Genomic DNA, 14,555 nt, shown 5'->3' with positions numbered 1-14,555 from the left:
CGCGGCACCCCGGCAGGTGCCCCCGGCCCGCCGGGACCCGCGGGCGGTGCGGCGGCGGGCGGTCCGGCGGCGGGCGGGCGTCCGGTCACCGTCTCGCGCTGGCCGCCGGCGCCGCTCATCCGCACATCCATCGGACGGTGCACCGCCGGCGCGGTCGGCGCCGTGACGCGGGTGGGGAGCGGGACGGTGACGGCCACCTCGGCCTGCAGCTTCATCTCGCCGCCGAAGTTGCCGGGCATCATCCGCTTCGGGCCGTTGGCCACGTTGAGGTGCCACAGCCCCAGGCCGCGCAGCTCCTCGGGCACCCGGTCGGCCGGGAACACGTCGAAGCGGGCCAGCGCCGCCAGCACCGACGCCATCACGTGGTGCTCGAGCGCCGGGTCGGGCACGCCCCACACCGAGAGCAGGTAGTACAGGTCGTACCGCGGCGGCGGCGGCTTGCGCCCCACGACACGGCCCTGCTCGTCGAGCACCGGCTCGTGCATGACGTCGCGGCGCGACGCGTTCTCGCGGACGTCGTACAGGAACGCGTTCACCGTGGGCGCCTGCACGGCGGCGAACCACGGCCGGTTGGGTACGTCGAAGGCGATCGCGACACCGGCCTCGCCCAGGGCCTCGTCGGTGATGAGCGTCGCCAGCGCGGCGTCGACCTGGTGGAACACCGGTGCTCCCTCGTCCGGGTGGCCTCGCGCCACGTCGGGGAGCGGAGCGAGGAGGCACCGGCCCTGATACGCCGCGCTGCCCGTTGGCGCACAAAGGATCCGCACCCGTATCGCCGGGGTACCGACGCCGCTCGAACCGGTGCGTCGTGCCGGCGTGGCACGGCTCCGAGGAAGGAGGACCCATGAGCGAGCTGGGTGAGGACGAGCAGACGATCAAGGACGTCGGTCAGTACGTCGGCGGCGCCGGTGCGCTGCTCGCGCCGATGGCCGAGGGCGTGGCCGGCGCGGCGGCCGGTGCCGCGGGCGCCGCGGTCATCGCGGCCGCCGGGGCCGGCGCGCTGATCGCCACGGGCATCGAGTACGCCACCGACGGGGCCATCAGCGACGCCCTGAGCGACGGGCTGCTCGACTTCGTCGGCGAGGAGGAGTCGTACGCGGCGGCGCAGGCCTTCGACGACGGCGAGATCCTCGACGGCCTGGGGCACATGGCCTCCGGCGCGTACGACACCGTCTCGGACGCGGCGGGCGACGCCTACGACGCCGCCGCGGAGTGGGCCGGCGACGCGTACGACTCGGTGTCCGACGCCGCCGAGGGTGCCTACGACGCGGTGTCCGACGCGGCGAGCGACGCCTGGGACGCCCTCACCGACTGGTGAGCGGTCGCGACGACGCGCCGCGGGGGTCAGCGCGGCGCGTCGTCGGCCGCCAGCAGGTCGTCGAGCGCGGCCTGCATCCGGTCGAGGACGCGCAGCGTCGCGTCCACGTCCCGGGCGGTGAGGTCGCCGTCGACCCGGGCGAGCCGCTCGAGCTCGCCGGCGACGACCGCGTCGATGGCGCGGGCGCCGGCGCGCGTGAGGCGCACCAGCCCTGACCGGCGGTGCGCGGGGTTGTCGACGACCTCCACCCAGCCGGCCTCGCGCGCCTCGTCGACCACGCGCTGCACGTACTGGCGGCTGAGGTCCTGCCCGCGCGCGAGGGCCGGCACGGTGAGCTCGCCGCCGCGCCGCAGCTGGTCGAGCACGTTCCGCACCCCCACCGACACGCCGGTGCGGCGCTGGTCGAGCTCCACGAGCCGCAGCACCTTGCGATAGACGGGCCCGAGCAGGACGTAGACCTGCGCCAGGCGGTCGGCGAGCTCGTCGGGCGGCAGCGGTGCGGGGCGCGGGGTCACGAACCGACTATGACACCTCGGTTGTCATCTGGGTCGCAACATGACACCTTGGGTGTCATGCAGCCACGGCACCTGACCCTCCCCGACCACGAGGTCGCCGTCGTCGAGCGCCCGGGCGACGGCACCCCGGTGGTCCTCCTGCACGGCGGTGCGGTCGACCACCGGATGTGGGGCCCGCAGCTCGCCGGGCTGGACGGCCGCCACCTGCTCGCGCCTGACGCCCGCGGCCACGGCGGCACCTCCGACGCCACCGGCCCCTACCGGCTGTGCGACGACGTCGTGGCGCTGCTCGACGCGCTCGACGTGCCCCGCGCGGTGCTGGTCGGCCTGTCGATGGGCGGGGGCACCGCGGTCGACGTGGCGCTCGAGCACCCCCACCGGGTGGCCGGCCTCGTCGTCAGCGGCACCGCGACCAGCGAGCCGCGCTTCACCGAACCCTGGGCGCTGCAGGTGTTCGCCGACTGGGCCCGCGCCGAGCGCGAGGCCGACCCCGAGGCGTGGGTCGAGGCGTTCCTGCGGTTCGTACCAGGGCCGCACCGCACCCGCGACGACGTCGACCCGGCGGTCTGGTCCCTGGTCGAGACGACGGCCCGCGAGCTCCTGCGCGACCACGTGCAGGTCGGCCCGGACGGCGCGCCCGTCCCGCCGGTGCGACCGACACCGGTCACCCGCACCTGGGAGCGGCTCCCGCAGATCGGGGTCCCCGTGCTGGCGCTCGTCGGCGGCGCGGACGGCGACGACCACCGCGCGATGGGCGAGCAGCTCGCCGCCCTCGTGCCCGACGGGCGCCTGGTCGTCGTCCCCGGGACCGGGCACTACCCCAACCTCGAGCGCCCGGCCGAGTTCGACGCCGCCGTGCTGGCGTTCCTCCGGCGCAACGCCCTGTGAGACGCGGCCCTCCCGGGACGGCAGCGGCCCCGGCACCGCGGGGTCAGCGCAGCCGCTCGTCCGGCCTGTGGTCCAGCGTCGCCGCGAACACCGCGGCCTGGGTCCGCCGCTGCATGCCGAGCTTCGCCAGCAGGCTGGACACGTAGTTCTTCACCGTCTTCTCGGCCAGGTGCAGCCGCGCGCCGATCTCGCGGTTCGACAGGCCGTCGGCGATCAGCTCGAGGATGCGCCGCTCCTGGCCGGTCAGGCCCGCCAGCCGCTGATCCTCCTGCGGGCCGTTGCGCAGCCGCTCCAGCACGTGCGCTGTCGTCGTCGGGTCGAGCAAGGAACCACCGGCGGCCACCGTGCGGATGCCCCGGACGAGGTCGCTGCTGCGGATGTCCTTGAGGACGTAGCCCGCAGCGCCGGCGACGATCGCCGCGAACAGCGCCTCGTCGTCGTCGTAGGAGGTGAGGACCAGCGCCCTGATGGTCGGGTCGACCGCCCGCACGTCGCGGCACACCTCGATGCCGCTGCCGTCGGGCAGCCGCGCGTCGAGGACGGCCACGTCCGGGCGCAGCGCGGGGATGCGGCGCCGCGCCTCGCCGGCCGTCGCGGCCTCCCCCACCACCTCGAGGTCGTCCTCCGCGTCGATCAGCTGGCGCAGGCCGCTGCGCACCAGCTCGTGGTCGTCCAGCAGGAACACGCGGGTCACCCGCGCAGCATCGCACCCCGGACCGGTCCCGGGGACGGGACCAAGGTCCCGCGATCGCGGGCCGTGCGGCCGTGGGAGCCACCCGCGTCCCGGCCGCACCGTGGACGGGTCGGGCACGCGACCGTCGTGCCGGCGAGGAGGTCCCACCATGAGCACGTCGCCCGTCCCCACCCGCGTCGTGGTCGCCTACGACGGCTCGACGCCGGCGCGTACGGCCCTGGACCTGGCCTGCGACCTCGGCGCCGCCCGGGGCCTGCCGCTGCACCTGGTGTGCGCGGTCGACGCCGACGACCCGGTCTCGGCCGAGGCCCTCACCGCCACCGCACAGGCCGCGCTCGCGTCCGCCGCGGCGCTGGCCGCCTCGCGCGGCGTCTGCGCGACCACCGCGACGCCGCTCGGGTCGCCGTCCGCGGCCGTGCTGCGCCAGGTGCGCACCGGCGACCTGCTCGTCACCGGTACGCACGGCCACCGTCCGGTCGCCCGGGTGTTCCTGGGTTCGACCAGCTCGGCGCTGGTCTCGCACGCCCGCGGCCCGGTGCTCGTCGCGCGGCGTGGCACGGCCGCCCCCGACGCCCCCGTCGTGGTCGGCGTCGACGGCTCGCCCTGGTCGAGCGACGCCGTCGCGCTGGCGGCCCGCGAGGCCGAGGTCCGGGGGGTGGGCCTGCGGGCGGTGCTGGCGCTGCCGCCGGTCGTCGACGCCTCCGGCCTCGTCGACGTCCCCGACCAGGCACAGGTCGAGGACGGCCGCGCGCTCGTCGCCGAGTCGGTGGCCGGGCTGGCCGAGGACCACCCGGACGTGCCCGTGACGACCTCGGTCGTCCTGACCCACCCGGTCGACGCCCTGCTCGGCGCCTCGCACGAGGCGTCGCTGCTGGTCGTGGGCAGTCGCGGCCACGGCGCCCTGCGGCGGATGCTGCTCGGCTCGGTCAGCCGCGAGGTGTCGCAGCGGGCGGCGTGCCCGGTCCTGGTGGTGCACCGGACGGCGCCGGCCGACCTGCCGCTGCCCCCCGCGCCGCGCGAGCAGCTGCCCGTCGCGCTGCTCTGACCCGCCCCCGCGCTGACTAGCATCGCGGAGGTGGACGCCCCGCACGAGCAGACCCCCACGGCCGCACCCGCTCCCGTCCGGGTGCTGCCGACGCTGGGCGCGGTCGACCTCGACGACCTGCTGCTCGAGCTGCGCGAGCGGGCGGAGGCCGCGCGCGCCTCGCACGAGCGCGTCGCCGCCCTGCTCGACGCCGTGGTGGTGGTCGCCTCCGACCTCGACCTGGCGTCCGTCCTCGACCGGATCGTGTCGACCGCGCGGCTGCTCGTCGGCGCCCGGTACGGCGCGCTCGGCGTCGTCGGGGGCGACGCCCGGCTGGTGGAGTTCCGCACCCAGGGCGTCGACGACGCCACCCGGGCGGCGATCGGCGACCTCCCGAGCGGGCGCGGGGTGCTCGGCCTGCTCATCGAGGACCCGCGCCCGCTGCGCCTGCGCGAGATCACCGACCACCCGCGCGCCGTGGGCTTCCCCCCGCACCACCCGCCCATGCACGGCTTCCTCGGTGTGCCCATCCGCACCCGCGACGCCGTGTTCGGCAACCTCTACCTCACCGGCAAGGAGGGCGAGGGCCCGGGGCCGCACGAGTTCAGCCAGGACGACGAGGACGTCGTCGTCGCCCTGGCCTCGGCCGCGGGCATCGCGATCGAGAACGCCCGGCTCTACGCCCGCGGACGCGCGCGGGAGGAGTGGCTGCGGGCGGCCGCGCGCTGCGTCCCGGTGCTGACGGCGGGAACGGCGCAGGACCCCTGGGCGGTCGTCGTCGAGGCCGCGTCGGCGGCGTCGGGCGCCGACCTGGTGGTGCTCGCGGGCACCGACGGCGACGGTGCCCCGCCCGAGCTCGTCGACCTGGCGGCCAGGGCGGCGACGACCCGGACGCCGCGGTCGGGTGCCGTCGGCCCGTGGGCCCGGACGCTGGCGCTGCCCCTGCACGCCACCGGACGCGCGCACGGGGTGCTCGTGCTCGCCTGGGGCGGTCCCGGCGAGCCGCCCGACCTCGGCTCGCTCGGCGCCTTCGCCGACCAGGTCTCCCTCGCCGCCGACCTGGCCGCCGCGCAGCGCGACCGCGAGCGGCTCGCCGTCCTCGAGGACCGCGACCGCATCGCCCGCGACCTGCACGACCTGGTGATCCAGCGCCTGTTCGCGGTGGGGCTGTCGGTGCAGGCGGTCTCGCGGCACGACCTCCCGGCCGGTGTCGGCGAGCGCCTGGAGGCCGTCGTCGACGACCTGGACGCCTCGATCAAGGACCTGCGCAGCGCGATCTTCCGCCTGCGCGAGCGCCGCGGGCCGGCGACGCTGCGCGACGACCTCGACGACGAGGTCACGGCGGCCGCCGGCCCGCTCGGGTTCACCCCGCACCTGCACACCCGCGGGCCGCTGGGTGCCGTCCCCCCGGACGTCGCGGCCGACGTCGTCGCGGTCGTGCGCGAGGCGCTGTCGAACGCCGCCCGGCACGCCGCGGCCCGCTCGGTGACCGTCGAGGTGTCCCTCGTCGCCGGCGAGGTCGAGGTCGTGGTGGCCGACGACGGGACCGGTCTGCGGCCGCGCGACGACGGCCACCGCGGCGGCCTCGCCAACCTGCGCTCGCGCGCCGGGCGCCGGGGCGGCTCGTGCGAGGCGGCGTCCACCCCCGGCGGCGGCACCCGGCTCCGCTGGACCGCACCCGTCCCGGCCCCCACCCCACCCGGAGGACACCTGTGAGGACCCTCGACGCCGACGCGCTCGCGCCGGCGCTGCCCTCGACCCTGCGCTCGGGCGACCCGCGCGTCGTCGTCACCGGCAACCACGCGACGCCCATGACCACGCTCGCGCTGCTCGACGGCGCCCTGCCCACCTACCGGCTGTTCGCGCTGAACGCCCGTGCGGACCTGCCGCTGCGCGAGGGCGTCACGCCGGAGACGTGCTTCGTCGGTCCGGGGATGCGGCGTCACCCGCGCCTGCACTACGTACCGGCGCGGTTGTCGTTGGCGCCCAGGCTGTTCCACACCACGCTCGTCCCCGACGTCGTGCTGCTGCACACGACCCTGCCGCGCGGCGGCGAGGTGTCGCTCGGCACCGAGGTGAACATCCTGCCCGCCGCGATCGAGGCGGTGCGCGAGCGCGGCGGCCTCGTCGTCGCGCAGCTGAACCCGCGGATGCCGTGGACGGGTGGCGACGCCGTGCTGGCGACCGAGCTGGTCGACCTGGCGGTCGAGGTCGACGAGCCGCTCGGCACGCACGACCCGGTGCAGCCCGACGAGACGGCGCGGTCGATCGGCGAGCGCGTCGCCGGGCTGGTCCCGGTCGGCGCGACGGTGCAGGCGGGCATCGGGGCGGTGCCGGACGCCGCCCTGGCGGGGCTGCTCGGCCACCGCGGGCTGCGGGTGTGGACCGAGATGTTCAGCGACGGCGTGATGGCGCTCGACCGCGCCGGCGCCCTCGACCCCGAGCACCCGGTGCGCGCGTCGTTCCTGTTCGGCTCGCAGGAGCTGTACGACTGGGTCGACGGCAACCCGCGCGTCGTCATGCACCGCACCGAGACGATCAACGCCCCGGGCCGCATCGCCGCGCAGCCGGCGATGACGTCGATCAACACCGGCCTGCAGGTCGACCTGTTCGGCCAGGTGAACGCCTCGCGCATCGGGGCGCGCATCCACTCCGGGTTCGGCGGGCAGAGCGACTTCGTCAGCGGCGCGGTGCAGAGCCCCGGCGGCCAGGCCGTGATGGCGCTGCGCTCGTGGCACCCCAAGGCCGACGTGTCGACCGTCGTGGCGCTCGTCGACGAGCCGGTCACCTCGTTCCAGCCGAGCGTCGTCGTGACCGAGCACGGGGTCGCCGAGCTGTTCGGCGTCCCCGAGCAGGAGCAGGCCCGCCGCCTGGTCGAGCACGCCGCCCACCCCCGGGTGCGCGACGACCTGCGGGAGGAGGCGGCCGAGCTCGGACTCGCGGGACCTTCGGCCCTGCCCTGACCGCCGCCTGGTTGCGACCGTGGTGGCGCAGGAGCAGACGAGCGCAGGAGCGTGAGGACATGACCACCGACCACACGACCGACCAGCGGACGGCCGACCAGCGGACCACCGACCGGCCCACGGCCCACGAGGTGGAGGTGCTGTCCCCCACCCGGTGCTGGTCGCTGCTGCGCGAGACCGACCTCGGCCGGTTGGCCGTGGTCGTCGGCGGCCACCCGGAGATCTTCCCGATCACGTACGCGGTCGACCACGGGTCGATCGTGTTCCGCTCGGCCGGCGGCACCAAGCTCGACGGCGCGGTCGACCACCCGGTCGCCCTCGAGGCCGACGCCGTCGACCGCAAGGGCGGGACGGCGTGGAGCGTCGTGGTGCACGGCACCGCGCGCCGGGTGCGCGGGCTGCACGACGAGCTGGACGCCCTGACGCTGCCGCTGTACCCGCACCACCCGGGCCCCAAGCCGCACCTGGTGCGGATCGAGGTCGACCGGGTCACCGGCCGGGTGCTGCCCCTCGCGCCGCGGCCGGCCGACGCCGGCTGACGCGCCGTCCTGCCGCGCGGCCGTGCCGAGGGCGGCGGAAACGCGGGTGCGGGCGATGAGTCCGGTGCAGCACGCTGGTCACCACCCCGTGACCAGCACCTGCCCCGAGGACGGGACCACCACCGTGCCCCCAGCATCCGGCGCCGCAGCGCCCGGCACCACGGCGCTCGACGCCGCCCCTGACACGGCCCGCACCGGCACCCCCGCCGTCGTGCGCTGGCTCGTGCTGGCGACCTTCGTGGTGATCCTCAACGAGACCATCATGATCAACGCGATCCCGCGGCTGATGGCCGACCTCGGCGTCAGCGCGCAGGCCGCGCAGTGGCTGTCGACGGCGTTCATGCTGACGATGGCGGCGGTCATCCCCGTCACCGGCTGGTTCCTGCAGCGGGTCACGACGCGGGTCGCGTTCACCACCGCGATGACGGTGTTCGTCACCGGCACCGCGCTGGCGGCCGCCGCGCCGACCTTCGAGGTGCTGCTCGCGGCGCGCATCGTCCAGGCCGGCGGCACCGCGGTGATGATGCCGTTGCTGATGACCACGCTGATGACCGTGGTGCCGGCCGGCGACCGCGGTCGGGTGATGGGCAACGTGACGCTGACGATGTCGGTCGCGCCCGCGCTCGGGCCGGCCGTCTCCGGCCTGGTGCTCGGGCTCGGCTCGTGGCGCCTGATCTTCGTCCTGGTGCTGCCGATCGCCGTCGCGGTCACCGTCGCCGGCCTGCGCCGCCTGGTCAGCGTCGGCGAGACCCGCCCGGGCTACGTCGACTGGTTCAGCGTCGCCACCGCCGCATTCGGGTTCGGCGGTCTCGTCTACGGCCTCAGCGGTTTCGGCGAGGGCATCGCGGCGCGACCGGTCGCGTTCGTCGTCAGCGGCGCGGTCGCGGTCGGCGTGTTCGTCGTCCGTCAGCTGTGGCTGCAGCGGAACGGCGTGCCGCTGCTCGACCTGCGCGTGCTGCGGCACCGCACGTACACCCTCGCGCTGGTGCTGATGTCGGTCGCGTTCATGGCCATGCTCGGCTCGATGATCCTGCTGCCGCTCTACCTGCAGGACGTGCGCGGCCTGTCGGCCCTGCAGACCGGTCTGCTGGTCATGCCGGGCGGCCTGGCGATGGGGTTGCTCGGACCGCGGGTGGGCACGGTGTTCGACCGCGTCGGCGGGCGACCGCTCATGGTGCCCGGCGCCGTCGGCGTCACCGCGGCCCTCGCGGCGCTCACCCAGGTCGGCGCCGGCACGCCGTACGCGGCCGTGCTCGGCGTGCACGTGCTGCTCATGGTCAGCCTGGCCGCGATCTTCACGCCGGTGTTCACGCTCGGGCTGGGTGCGGTGCCGCCGCACCTGTACTCGCACGCCAGCTCGATGCTCGGCACGCTGCAGCAGGTCGCCGCGGCGACGGGCACCGCGCTGGTCGTCACCGTGATGACCGCCCGCGCAGCCGGTCTCGAGGAGAGCGGGGTGGGCGAGGTCGCCGCCACGCTGGGCGGCATGCGCGCCGCGTTCGCCGTCGGCGCCGTGCTCTCGGTGTTGGTGGTCGCGCTCGCCCTCGTCATGCCGGGCCGCTCCGACGCCCCGGCCGGGCAGCACGCGGGCCACGCGTGAGCCGGCCGTGACCACCGACCTCGGGCAGCACTACCGCGACTACCTCGCGGTGCTCGACGCCCGCCAGCTCGACGACCTCGACCGGTTCGTCGCGGACGAGATCGTCCACGACGACCGGCCGATGACGCGGGCCGGTTACCGGGCGCTGCTCGAGGAGGACGTGCGGCTGATCCCGGACCTGCGGTACGACCTGCAGGAGCTCGTCGTGCAGGGCACCGATGTCGCCGCCCGGCTCTGGTTCGACTGCACGCCGGTCGCCGACTTCCGCGGTCTGGCGACGGCCGGACGCCGGGTGCAGTTCGCCGAGCACGCGTTCTACCGCTTCACCGACGGCCGCATCACGAGGGTGCGGTCGGTGGTCGACCTGGCGGCCGTGCGGCGGCAGGTCAGCCGAAGCTGACGCCGGCGAGCTCCTCCGACACCGTCCACAGCCGCGCGGCCGCGTCGCGGTCGCGCAGCGTCGGCCACGGCGCCTGCCGCCCGGGCGGACCACCCGCGTTGCCGGGCCACTGCGGTCCGAAGAACGCCGGGTCCTCCCCGTCGCCGACCGGCGCCGTCGCGGCCAGCACGGCCGGCAGCGGCGCGCTGTCGAGCGTGCCGACCAGCACGCCCCACCGGGAGAACCGGCGGATCACGCGGGCGCTCAGCGTGTCCCGTGGGCGACCCATGCCCGGCTGGGCGCGCAGCAGGTTGGTCGGCGCCACCCCGGGGTGCGACACCGTGCTGGTGACGCCCCACCCGGCGGCGCGGCTGCGGCGGGCGAGCTCGGCGCCGAACAGCCCGCAGGCGAGCTTGGACTGGCGGTAGGCCGCCATCGCGTCGTAGCGGCGCTCCCAGCCGAGGTCGTCCCACTGCACCCGCCCGCGCCGGGCGGCGACGCTGGTCTGGCTCACCACGCGCGCCGACCCCGCCCGCAGCAGCGGCAGCAGGTGGGCCGTCAGCGCCACGTGGCCGAGGTGGTTCGTGCCGAGCTGCAGCTCGAACCCGTCGGCGGTGGTGCGGCGCTGGGGCGGGGTCATCACGCCGGCGTTGTTGACGAGCAGGTGCACCGGGGCGCCGTCGGCGCGCAGCCGCTCGCCCAGGGCGGCGACCGACGCGAGCGAGGCCAGGTCGAGCTCCTCCAGCACCACCTGCGCGTCGCGGTGCCGCTCGCGGATGCGGGCCGCGGCCGCCGCTCCCTTGGCGGTGTCGCGTACCGGCAGCACCACCTCGGCACCGGCGCCGGCGAGCCGCGTGGCGATGCCGAGACCGATGCCGTCGCTCCCACCGGTCACGACGGCACGGCGTCCGGTCAGGTCGGGGACGTCGAGGTCGGGCTGCTGGCGCGGCATGCGGTTCTCCTGGGGTCTGGGATCGGTGACGCGGCGTCCCCGGTCCGGGGCGCCGTGCCCACCGTCTCCCGCCGACCCGGGTCGTAGCCACGGCCTGACGATCCGTGGTTCCGCGGACCGCCTCCCGCGAGGATGGGGGCGTGAGCCCACGACCACCTGTCGACCGGCCCGCCCTGGCGCACTTCCTGCGGGGGCGGCGCGAGGCCCTCCAGCCCGAGGACGTCGGCCTTCCCCGGGGTGCGCGCCGTCGCACCGGCGGGCTGCGGCGCGAGGAGGTCGCGGCGCTGTGCCACATGTCCGTCGACTACTACGCGCGGCTCGAGCGCGAGCGGGGGCCGCAGCCGTCCGAGCAGATGGTGGCCTCGATCGCGCAGGGCCTGCACCTGTCGCGCGACGAGCGCGACCACCTGTTCCGGCTCGCGGGGCACCCGCCACCGGCTCGCGGTGCCGGCGGCGACCACGTCAGCCCCGGCGTGCTCCGGGTGCTCGACCGGCTCGCCGACACCCCCGCCGAGGTCGTCACCGAGCTCGGCGAGACGCTGCGCCAGACCCCCCTCGGCGTCGCCCTGGTCGGCGACGCGTCGCTGCGCACCGGCCCGTCGCGCAGCATCGGCTACCGCTGGTTCGCCGACCCGGGCGCACGGGGGCTGCACCCGCCCGAGGACCACGAGTTCTACTCGCGCCTCTACGCGTCCGGGCTGCGCGAGGTGCTGGCGCGCCGCGGCCCGGGGTCGCGGGCGGCACGGCTCGCCGACCTGCTGCTAACGGGCAGCGAGGAGTTCCGCGAGGTCTGGTCGCGGCACGAGGTGGGCGTGCGCCCGCGCGAGACCAAGCGCTACCTGCACCCGGAGGTCGGGCTGCTCGAGCTCACCTGCCAGGTGCTGCACGATCCCGAGCAGGCGCACTCGCTGCTCGTGTACACCGCCGTCCCCGGCTCGCCGAGCGCCGAGCGGCTGCGCCTGCTCGAGGTCGTCGGGACGACCACCGGCTGACCCGCGGTCAGGCGAAGGCCGGCATCACCTCGTCGTGGATCAGCTGCAGCTGCTCGTTCACCGAACCCACGCCGGGGATCTCGCGCCCGGTGAAGGTCTTCACGATCGAGGCGTCGGTGATCGCCGCGATCAGGTGGTTCACGCCCGCGGGCTCGATCTCCTTCACCTTGGCCACGACCTCCTCGGGCGTCCCCGCGAACGACAGCTTCTCGGCGATCTCCGGCGTGGTGAGCTCGATGCCCCTGGCCAGGTCGCCGGCGCCGATCGCCTCGATGATCGGCTTCAGCTCGTCGGGGTGCACGCCGTTGCGCTCGAGCTGCTCGGCCGGCATCGACGACGCGTAGATGCCCACCATGCTGCGCGCGGCGTCCTTGGCGGCGGCCGAGTCGCGACCGACGGCGAGCACGACCCAGGCGCCGAAGTCCAGCGTCGTCCAGTCCTTGCCGGCCTTCTCCGCACCGGCCCGCAGGTGCTCGGCGGCGTACTCGTACGCCTCGCGGGTGTAGCTCAGCGCGTGGTGGCAGCCGTCGGAGTGCTCCGCCGACGCCACGAACGACCGCGGCCCGCGCATCGCGCCCATCTTCACCGGCACCCGCTCCTGCACCGGGCGGGCGAAGGTGAACAGCCCCTCGTACCGGAAGAACTCGCCGTCCATGGTGATGGCGCCGTCGTCGAGGAACGTGCGGATGACCTTGACCCCCTCGATGACGCGTGAGAGCGGCTTGGTCTTCGTCCAGTCGATCTTGTACTGCGACAGCAGGCCGAAGTTGCCGCTCGACAGCACCACCTCGGCACGTCCACCGGTGAGCTCGTCGAGCGTGGCCGCCGCCTGCGCGATCAGGGTCGGCTCGCGCAGCGTCACCGCCGACACGCTCGGCCCCATCCGGATCCGCTTCGTCTGGGCCGCTGCCGCCGCGAACAGCAGCCACAGGTCCTTGTGCCAGGTCTCGTCGGCGGCGTACACCGCGTAGTAGCCCAGCTCGTCGGCCAGGCGGATCGCCGCCAGGCACTCCTCGAGCGAGTAGTCGGGCAGCATCGCGTAGCTGAACCTCATCGGATCTCCTTCTCGTGGACGGCGTCTCGGCGGAGCTCGTGGAGCTGCTGGGCGACCTCGACCGCGTCACCCTCCGGGATGTGCGACGAGTGCCGGTCGGGTCGGGCGACCAGCAGGTAGAGCAGTCCGCTGCCGGCGACCACGGCCAGACCGATGGCGACGATCCAGCGGTCGAGGAAGGTCTCGGTGCCCGGCGGGGGCTTGAGCAGCAGGACGATCGCGAACAGGCCGTAGGCCAGCGCGAGCACGTTGACGACCGGACCGGCGGGGCCCAGGTTCCACCGGCCCGCCGGGCGCCACCCGCGCAGGCGCTGGCGCAGCGCGGCCAGCACCACGGCCTGGAAGGACACGTAGATGCCGAGGACGGCGAAGGCCGTGACCCGGGCGAGCACGCCCTCCTCGAGGAACACGAGGACCGCGATGACGGCGGGCACGACGCACACCACCAGCAGCGCGTTGGTGGGCACCGCGTGCCGCTGCGACACGTGGGCCAGCCAGTCGCTGGCCGGCAGCATCCGGTCGCGCGCGAACGCGTAGAGCAGGCGGCTCCCGGCGGCCTGCAGCGACAGCACGCAGGACAGGAACGCCGTGATGATCACGACCAGGAACACCTTGGAACCGGCTGTGCCGAGCGAGCTCTCGAGGATCGCGGTGATCGGGTCGGGCTCCTCCCCCGACATGATCGCCGGGAGGTCGGGCGCCGCGAGCACGTAGCCCGCGTACGACAGCAGACCGGACACGCCGCCCACCACGACGGTCAGGATCATCGCCCGGGGGATCTGGCGGGCGGGGTCGGACACCTCCTCGGCGACGTCGCCGCAGGCCTCGAAGCCGTAGAACAGGAACAGCCCGGACAGCGAGGCGGCGAGGAACGCACCGGCGTACCCGTCCGCGCCACCCGCACCGAGCGGGTCGAAGAAGACCGAGAACGGCTGCTCGCGCCGGAACAGCAGGAGGTACAGCCCGAGGGCGATGACGCCGATCAGCTCGGCGGCCAGGCCGATCCGGGCGATGCGCGACAGCGCGCGGGTGCCGCTGTAGTTGGCCGCGAACGCCACCACGAGCAGCACGACCGTGGCGAGCAGCACGACCGGCCCGGTCGCCTCGATGCCGACCAGGGCCGCGAGGAACCCGGCACCGAACTCGGCGACCGCCGTGATCGTCACGATGACGGCCCAGATGTAGATCCACGAGACGAGCCACGCGTACCGGCGGTTCCACAGCCGCCGCGTCCAGGGGTAGATGCCGCCGGCGAGCGGGTACTGCGACACCACCTCGCCGAACACCAGGGCGACCAGGAGCTGGCCGGCGCCGACGATGACGATCCACCAGATCGACGGTGGCCCACCGATGCTCAGGCTGTAGGCGAACAACGAGTACACGCCGACCAGGGGCGACAGGTACGTGAATCCGAGCGCCATGTTGGCCCACAGGCCCATGCCCCGGTGGAACTGACCGGAGTACCCGAGCGCGGCGAGCTGCGCCTCGTCGTCGGTCGCCCCGCCGTGCCGCCCGGACGTCGTCACCGCGCGCCTCCTCACGTGCGTGGTCGACGGGCGTCCGGCGGGGTGCCGACGTGACCCGGACCACAGCGTGCGCAAAACCTATAGATGCAGAGGTCAGACGACAAGAGCCGT

15 protein-coding genes are annotated in these 14,555 nt (G+C 75.2%); 9 read left to right on the top strand and 6 right to left on the bottom strand.

Annotation, left to right across the window (positions count from 1 at the left end; translation table 11 throughout):
* Positions 1-695, bottom strand: a 695-nt coding sequence (locus ACYVKY_RS21580; RefSeq protein WP_460437037.1) for a Pvc16 family protein, incomplete at its 3' end; no start/stop codon positions are given.
* A gap of 149 nt (positions 696-844) precedes the next feature.
* On the opposite strand from ACYVKY_RS21580, the gene ACYVKY_RS21575 reads away from it, so the two are divergent.
* A complete protein-coding gene (locus ACYVKY_RS21575) occupies positions 845-1,318 on the top strand; it encodes a hypothetical protein (RefSeq protein WP_460437036.1) in 474 nt (157 codons plus the stop codon).
* 26 nt (positions 1,319-1,344) lie between these two features.
* Here the strand turns inward: ACYVKY_RS21575 and ACYVKY_RS21570 are convergent, their stop codons facing one another.
* Complete coding sequence (locus tag ACYVKY_RS21570; protein WP_460437035.1) at positions 1,345-1,833, bottom strand: MarR family winged helix-turn-helix transcriptional regulator; 489 nt, start codon at positions 1,831-1,833, stop codon at positions 1,345-1,347.
* A 57-nt stretch (positions 1,834-1,890) separates the two neighbouring features.
* Here ACYVKY_RS21570 and ACYVKY_RS21565 point away from each other — a divergent pair, with 57 nt between their 5' ends.
* Positions 1,891-2,721 carry an alpha/beta fold hydrolase gene (locus ACYVKY_RS21565; RefSeq protein WP_460437034.1) on the top strand — a complete coding sequence of 277 codons (831 nt, stop codon included), beginning with the start codon at positions 1,891-1,893 and terminating at the stop codon, positions 2,719-2,721.
* Positions 2,722-2,764: 43 nt separating this feature from the next.
* Here the strand turns inward: ACYVKY_RS21565 and ACYVKY_RS21560 are convergent, their stop codons facing one another.
* Positions 2,765-3,415, bottom strand: a complete 651-nt coding sequence (locus ACYVKY_RS21560) for a transcriptional regulator (protein WP_460437033.1) — start codon at positions 3,413-3,415, stop codon at positions 2,765-2,767.
* 148 nt (positions 3,416-3,563) lie between these two features.
* Here ACYVKY_RS21560 and ACYVKY_RS21555 point away from each other — a divergent pair, with 148 nt between their 5' ends.
* The 6 genes from ACYVKY_RS21555 (at position 3,564) to ACYVKY_RS21530 (ending at position 9,941) form a co-directional block, all read left to right on the top strand.
* Complete coding sequence (locus ACYVKY_RS21555) at positions 3,564-4,460, top strand: universal stress protein (protein ID WP_460437032.1); 897 nt, start codon at positions 3,564-3,566, stop codon at positions 4,458-4,460.
* Between the two features lie 84 nt (positions 4,461-4,544).
* Positions 4,545-6,155: a GAF domain-containing sensor histidine kinase gene (locus ACYVKY_RS21550; protein WP_460437045.1), complete on the top strand. Its 1,611-nt coding sequence runs from the start codon at positions 4,545-4,547 to the stop codon at positions 6,153-6,155.
* Positions 6,152-7,402 (top strand): acetyl-CoA hydrolase/transferase family protein, encoded by a 1,251-nt coding sequence (locus ACYVKY_RS21545; RefSeq protein ID WP_460437031.1) that lies wholly within the window; start codon positions 6,152-6,154, stop codon positions 7,400-7,402. Before ACYVKY_RS21550 ends, ACYVKY_RS21545 begins: the two co-directional genes overlap by 4 nt.
* 59 nt (positions 7,403-7,461) lie before the next feature.
* Positions 7,462-7,941, top strand: a complete 480-nt coding sequence (locus ACYVKY_RS21540) for a pyridoxamine 5'-phosphate oxidase family protein (RefSeq protein WP_460437030.1) — start codon at positions 7,462-7,464, stop codon at positions 7,939-7,941.
* A gap of 124 nt (positions 7,942-8,065) precedes the next feature.
* Entirely contained in the window at positions 8,066-9,541 is a 1,476-nt protein-coding gene (locus tag ACYVKY_RS21535; RefSeq protein ID WP_460437044.1) for an MDR family MFS transporter, read from the top strand.
* A gap of 7 nt (positions 9,542-9,548) precedes the next feature.
* Positions 9,549-9,941, top strand: a complete 393-nt coding sequence (locus ACYVKY_RS21530) for an ester cyclase (protein ID WP_460437029.1) — start codon at positions 9,549-9,551, stop codon at positions 9,939-9,941.
* Here the strand turns inward: ACYVKY_RS21530 and ACYVKY_RS21525 are convergent.
* The gene (locus ACYVKY_RS21525) at positions 9,928-10,872 is read right to left on the bottom strand and encodes an SDR family oxidoreductase (RefSeq protein WP_460437028.1); all 945 of its coding nucleotides are present in this window, start codon (positions 10,870-10,872) and stop codon (positions 9,928-9,930) included. The genes ACYVKY_RS21530 and ACYVKY_RS21525 overlap by 14 nt on opposite strands.
* 140 nt (positions 10,873-11,012) lie before the next feature.
* Here ACYVKY_RS21525 and ACYVKY_RS21520 point away from each other — a divergent pair, with 140 nt between their 5' ends.
* Positions 11,013-11,864 (top strand): helix-turn-helix transcriptional regulator, encoded by an 852-nt coding sequence (locus ACYVKY_RS21520; RefSeq protein ID WP_460437027.1) that lies wholly within the window; start codon positions 11,013-11,015, stop codon positions 11,862-11,864.
* 7 nt (positions 11,865-11,871) lie between these two features.
* Here the strand turns inward: ACYVKY_RS21520 and ACYVKY_RS21515 are convergent, their stop codons facing one another.
* Positions 11,872-12,918: an LLM class oxidoreductase gene (locus ACYVKY_RS21515; RefSeq protein WP_460437026.1), complete on the bottom strand. Its 1,047-nt coding sequence runs from the start codon at positions 12,916-12,918 to the stop codon at positions 11,872-11,874.
* A complete protein-coding gene (locus tag ACYVKY_RS21510) occupies positions 12,915-14,444 on the bottom strand; it encodes an APC family permease (RefSeq protein WP_460437025.1) in 1,530 nt (509 codons plus the stop codon). The genes ACYVKY_RS21515 and ACYVKY_RS21510 overlap by 4 nt, the downstream gene beginning before the upstream one ends.
* Positions 14,445-14,555: the final 111 nt, after the last annotated feature.

Source organism: Angustibacter speluncae, from assembly GCF_054777815.1.
This window is presented reverse-complemented; position numbering and strand designations above follow the sequence as displayed.

What these genes read in the sequence shown, in the direction of transcription:
- ACYVKY_RS21525 (WP_460437028.1), bottom strand. Translation starts at nt 10,872, where the DNA reads ATGCCGCGCCAGCAGCCCGACCTCGACGTCCCCGACCTGACCGGACGC.
- ACYVKY_RS21575 (WP_460437036.1), top strand. Translation starts at nt 845, where the DNA reads ATGAGCGAGCTGGGTGAGGACGAGCAGACGATCAAGGACGTCGGTCAG.
- ACYVKY_RS21555 (WP_460437032.1), top strand. Translation starts at nt 3,564, where the DNA reads ATGAGCACGTCGCCCGTCCCCACCCGCGTCGTGGTCGCCTACGACGGC.
- ACYVKY_RS21540 (WP_460437030.1), top strand. Translation starts at nt 7,462, where the DNA reads ATGACCACCGACCACACGACCGACCAGCGGACGGCCGACCAGCGGACC.
- ACYVKY_RS21565 (WP_460437034.1), top strand. Translation starts at nt 1,891, where the DNA reads ATGCAGCCACGGCACCTGACCCTCCCCGACCACGAGGTCGCCGTCGTC.
- ACYVKY_RS21515 (WP_460437026.1), bottom strand. Translation starts at nt 12,918, where the DNA reads ATGAGGTTCAGCTACGCGATGCTGCCCGACTACTCGCTCGAGGAGTGC.